The 671-nt window shown below is 32.5% G+C and carries 1 protein-coding gene and 1 pseudogene; both read right to left on the reverse strand.

Going from position 1 to position 671, the window contains the following annotated elements; translation table 11 throughout:
• Window positions 1-412, reverse strand: a pseudogene (locus ACFIKB_RS09555) (hypothetical protein); the annotation flags it as partial.
• Entirely contained in the window at window positions 409-552 is a 144-nt protein-coding gene (locus tag ACFIKB_RS09560; RefSeq protein WP_375653526.1) for a TrwH protein, read from the reverse strand. The gene ACFIKB_RS09560 and the pseudogene ACFIKB_RS09555, both read right to left, overlap by 4 nt.
• Between the last annotated feature and the right edge of the window lie 119 nt (window positions 553-671).

The following is a 671-nucleotide window of genomic DNA, read 5'->3' on the forward strand; positions in this document are numbered from 1 at the left end:
TGAGAAAAAAACTAGAAAAGTCTATTTTCTGAGGTGCAGTTTTCTGACCCTTTGTTATAGCTTGATAGGCTTTTTCTATTTGTGAAATTTGTTCTTTTTTCAACTCAAGCTGTTTTTTTAAGAGCTCAATAATTTCTCCTTTTTTTAAAAGCTGAAGGATTTCCGAATATTCTGCTGATAGAGCAGGTGGTGGCGGTGGAGCAGATGATTTCAATTTTGAACATTTTTCTAGGATTCCAGTGTAGTCTTTTCCATATGTGTTCTTTTGAAATTCTGCAAGTTCCACTGCTAGAACATTGCATAAACCTGATGGATCTGGGTCTACATATACTTTAGAAAAATCCAATGCATGTGCCAAATTGATCATTCCCCAAAGGGTAATCATTCCTGTTATAATAAGAATCTTTCTCATATACTTGCTCGCTTGATTTCGTCAGGGATTGTTTTATTAATAGGCACACGGTTCCTATCATTGGGCTGTTTGAGCTTTGGTGCTAATGCACAAGCTGATAAAAGGTTTGTAATTAAAATTATAAGGGTGATCGACTTCATTTTAACTATTTTTGATAATTAAACAAAGCCTGATATTTATTGTCATTATTATAATTTTGACACTAAAGTAAAGTGTATAGTTTGCGATAATTGATCTTTTCTTAATTTCATTTTTTAAT

It is taken from the genome of Bartonella sp. MR110HLJHH (assembly GCF_042194225.1).
Lineage (GTDB): Bacteria > Pseudomonadota > Alphaproteobacteria > Rhizobiales > Rhizobiaceae > Bartonella > Bartonella grahamii.

What these genes read in the sequence shown, in the direction of transcription:
- ACFIKB_RS09560 (WP_375653526.1), bottom strand. Translation starts at nt 552, where the DNA reads ATGAAGTCGATCACCCTTATAATTTTAATTACAAACCTTTTATCAGCT.